Source organism: Streptomyces bobili (assembly GCF_002154575.1).
Lineage (GTDB): Bacteria > Actinomycetota > Actinomycetes > Streptomycetales > Streptomycetaceae > Streptomyces > Streptomyces bobili.
This window is the reverse complement of the sequence record NZ_MUBA01000706.1, coordinates 1-4,089: the sequence shown is the minus strand read 5'-3', so window position 1 is coordinate 4,089 and position 4,089 is coordinate 1. Positions and strand designations below refer to the sequence as shown.

4 protein-coding genes are annotated in these 4,089 nt (G+C 72.1%); 2 read left to right on the top strand and 2 right to left on the bottom strand.

The window, feature by feature from the left end:
- On the top strand, positions 1–568 hold a 568-nt coding region (locus BZL64_RS36470; RefSeq protein WP_086773311.1), incomplete at its 5' end, for an ABC transporter ATP-binding protein.
- Entirely contained in the window at positions 565–2,904 is a 2,340-nt protein-coding gene (locus BZL64_RS36465) for an ABC transporter permease (protein WP_086773310.1), read from the top strand. The genes BZL64_RS36470 and BZL64_RS36465, both read left to right, overlap by 4 nt.
- 110 nt (positions 2,905–3,014) lie before the next feature.
- Here BZL64_RS36465 and BZL64_RS36460 read toward each other — a convergent pair whose 3' ends face one another.
- Both BZL64_RS36460 and BZL64_RS36455 read right to left on the bottom strand, forming a co-directional pair.
- Positions 3,015–3,443 (bottom strand): hypothetical protein, encoded by a 429-nt coding sequence (locus tag BZL64_RS36460; RefSeq protein WP_086773309.1) that lies wholly within the window; start codon positions 3,441–3,443, stop codon positions 3,015–3,017.
- A 5-nt stretch (positions 3,444–3,448) separates the two neighbouring features.
- Complete coding sequence (locus BZL64_RS36455) at positions 3,449–3,844, bottom strand: roadblock/LC7 domain-containing protein (RefSeq protein ID WP_190046496.1); 396 nt, start codon at positions 3,842–3,844, stop codon at positions 3,449–3,451.
- Between the last annotated feature and the right edge of the window lie 245 nt (positions 3,845–4,089).

Genomic DNA, 4,089 nt, shown 5'->3' with positions numbered 1-4,089 from the left:
CCCCTCCGGCTCCGGCAAGTCGACGCTGCTGCACTGTCTCGCCGGGATCGTGCCGCCCGACTCGGGCTCGATCACGTACGACGGGCAGGAGCTGGCGACGATGAGCGACGCCCGGCGCAGTGCGCTGCGGCGGTCGGAGTTCGGGTTCGTGTTCCAGTTCGGTCAGCTCGTGCCGGAGCTGACCTGCGTGGAGAACGTGGCACTGCCGCTGCGGCTGAACGGCGCCCCGCGCAAGCAGGCCGAGCGGACCGCCCTGGTGTGGATGGAGCGGCTGGAGGTGGACGACCTGCGCGGGAAGCGGCCCGGCGAGGTGTCCGGCGGGCAGGGTCAGCGGGTCGCGGTGGCGCGGTCGCTGGTGACCGGCCCGCGGGTGATCTTCGCCGACGAGCCGACCGGCGCCCTGGACTCGCTCAACGGCGAGCGCGTGATGGACCTGCTCACGGAGGCCGCCCGGTCCGCCAACGCGGCCGTGGTGCTGGTCACGCACGAGGCCCGGGTGGCCGCGTACTCGGACCGCGAGATCGTCGTACGGGACGGGAAGTCGCGCGACATGGAGCGGGTCGTATGAACCTGCGCCAGTGGGGCCGGGATCTGGCCCTGGGGTTCCGGTTCGCCTTCGCGGGCGGACGGGAGGGGTGGGTGCGGGCCGGGCTGACGGCCGTCGGCGTGGGGTTCGGCGTGGCACTGCTGCTGCTGTCGACCGCGCTGCCCAACGCGCTGTCCGCCCGGCACGACCGAGAACAGGCGCGCCAGGACTACCGGTACGACCTGACCGTGCCGCCCAAGGCGGACGACACCCTGGTGATCTCCCACGTCGACACGATCTTCCGGGACAAGGACGTGCGGGGTCGGCTGGTGGAGCCGGAGGGCCCGCGGGCACCGCTGCCGCCCGGCGTGGACCGGTACCCGGGAGCGGGCGAGATGGTCGTCTCGCCCGCGCTGAAGAAGCTGCTCGCCGCGGACGGCTCGGCGCTGCTGCGGGAGCGGCTGCCGTACCGGATCGTCGGCGGCATCGGGGAGAGCGGGCTGATCGGCTCGCAGGAACTCGCCTACTTCGCGGGCGCCTCGGGGCTCGCCGCACGGATGGACATGTGGCGGACGGTCCGGCTGACGGGCTTCGGCGACCCGACCCCGACGCGCGAGCAACCCGACCCGATCCTGGTCCTGCTGAACATCGTGGTGATCGTGGCTCTGCTGATGCCGGTCGCGGTGTTCATCGCGGCGGCCGTGCGGTTCGGCGGCGATCGGCGCGACCGCCGGCTCGCGGCCCTGCGGCTGGTGGGCTCCGACAGCCGGATGACCCGGCGGATCGCGGCGGGCGAGGCTCTGGCCGGCGCGCTGCTCGGCCTGGTTCTCGGCACGGCGTTCTTCCTGGTCGGGCGGCAGGTGGCGGGCTCGGTCGAGGTGATGGGCGTGAGCGTGTGGCCCAGCTATCTCGACCCCTCGCCCGCGCTGGCCACGCTGGTCGCGGTGGCGGTGCCCACCGCCGCCGTCCTGGTCACGCTGCTCGCGCTGCGCGGCGTGGTGATCGAGCCGCTCGGCGTGGTGCGCGCGGCGAAGCCGGCGCGGCGCCGGCTGTGGTGGCGGCTGCTCCTGCCGGTGGCCGGCCTCGCGATGCTCTACCCGATGATCGGCCAGGGCCGCGACAACGGCGACTTCAACAAGTACCTGGTCGTCGGCGGCGTCCTGCTGCTGCTCGTCGGCATCACCGCGCTGCTGCCGTGGCTGGTGGAGACGGCCGTCGGCCGCCTCGGCGCCGGTGGCGTCGCCTGGCAACTGGCCGTACGTCGGCTCCAGTTGAGCAGCGGTACGGCGGCCCGGATGGTCAACGGGATCGCGGTGGCGGTGGCCGCGGCGATCGCGCTCCAGATGCTGTTCGCCGGGGTCGACGACCAGTACACCGAGGAGACCGGCCAGGATCTCCGCCGGGCGCAGATGCAGGTGGGTCTCCCGGACACCGCCCCGATGTCCCCGACCGTCCAGAAGTTCAACCACACCAAGGGCGTTCAGAAGGTCACGGCTCTGTGGGAGGGCTACCTCGGTGACGCCTCCTGGGACACCGAGAACGGCCCGAATCTGTCCGCCGAGCTGGTTGTCGGCGACTGCGCGGCGCTGCGCGAGGTGGCGAAGCTGCCGTCCTGCGCGGACGGCGACGTGTTCGTCCTGGAGGGCGGCGAGTACTCCGCCGACGGGCCGGCGATGAACCGGCCGGGCAGGAAGCTGTACCTGGAGTCCTACAACCGCGGCAACGGCGGGGAGGTCACCTGGACCGTCCCGGCCGGCGTCGGCACGGCCCGCTCGATCGTGGACCCGGCCGGAACCCGGCGCGACGGCTTCCTGATGACTCCGGGCGCGATGCCTTCGAGCGTCGCGAAGACCGTCAGCGGTCAGCTGTACGTCTCGGTCGACGAGTCGGTGCCGGACGTCTCCGAACACGTCCGCAACACCGCCGCCGCCGTGGATCCCCTGTCCGTTCCGGACACCTGGACGGCCACCAGGACCTCCGTGAGGTACGACTCGCTGCGCACCGGGCTGCTCGTCGGCGCCCTCTGTGTGCTGATGCTGATCGGGGCGAGCCTGCTGGTGTCGCAGCTGGAGCAGTTGCGCGAACGCCGCAAGCTGCTGTCGGCGCTGGTCGCGTTCGGTACCCGCCGCCGCACGCTGACCATGTCGGTGCTGTGGCAGACGGCGATCCCGATCGGGCTCGGTCTGCTGCTGGCCTCGGTGGTGGGCATCACCCTGGGCGCGGTGCTGCTGCGAATGTCGGACACGCCGGTGGTGGTGGACTGGCCGACCGTGCTGGCGATGGCCTGCGCCGGTGCGGCGGTGGTCCTCGCGGTGACATTGCTGAGCCTGCCGCCGCTGCTGCGGCTGATGCGGCCGGACGGCCTGCGCACGGAGTGAGGCACGGCGTGAAGGTACGGCGTGAAGGCACGGCGTGAAGGCACGGCGTGAGCGGGCCGGGGTCCCCACCGGGAGGCGGGAGCCCCGGCCCGTTCAGCGTTGCCGTGCCCTCACAGCTGGTACTCCTTCACCACCCTGCGGACCTGGGCGAACAGCATGCCCACGTTCACGGACTTGCGGCAGACGACCACGGCGACCACGTCCTGCTGTTCCGTCATCCGCACGAACAGGTGGGTGAGGTTATCGCTGTTGACGAGGATCTCCTGGAAGAAGTGGTTGTCGCCGGAGCTGCCGCGACGTTCCTTGAAGACGTCCTCGATCATCACGACGGTCCGCCCCTGGAACAGGTCGAGGGTGGCGCCCGCGAGCAGGTCCAGCACCTCCGGCGGATGGTTGTCGACCGTCTCGTACGACAGCAGCATGCCGGTCGACATGTCGACGACGCCGGACGCGACGCAGTCGGGGGCGTCCGTGCGGAGCGCTTTGACCAGGCCCATCACCTGGTCGGAGAAACCGGGGGTCATACGTTTCGTCGCCATCCCTTTCACACTCCTTCGGGCGCCTTGGCGGCCCGGTCGGTGAGGATCAGATCGATACGCCGCAGGGTCGGCTGCGTCGCCGTGTGCAGACGGTCCACGTCCATGCCCTCGTCGCCGAGGACGACCATGAGCGCGGTGTCGCCGACCCCGTAGAAGGCGGCACAGCCGCGGCTGCCGTAGGTCACCGTGCGCTGCAGGGCGCCCCGGTCGGTGGCCTCGGAGGTTCGGCGGGCCAGGCCCAGGCCGGCCGCGGCGAGGGCGGCGAGGCCCTCGGGGTCGATGGAGTCGGCGGTGTCGGCGGCGATGAGCAGGCCGTCCGCCGCCGCGACCACGGTGTCGGTGATGCCGGTCACCTGCTCACGCAGGCCGCGCATCTCCCGCGCGAGGGCTTGGTGGTCCATGAGGGCAACTCCCCTTGTTCTTGGAGGACGTGGGGGGACGGTGGGCTGTGAGGGCGGCCCAGGTGGGCCTGTCAGGTGGGGTATGTGACCTGCGAGCGGGCTCAGTTGCCGGCCGGATCGCGTAACCGGAAGAACTCCTTGATGCCGCTGGCGCCTGGCCGGCGGCGCGGCAGCCTGGCCGGTTCCGGCGGCGGGAGAGGCGGCGGCTGCCAGGGCCGGCGTGAGGGCGGGGCAGGGGGTGGCGA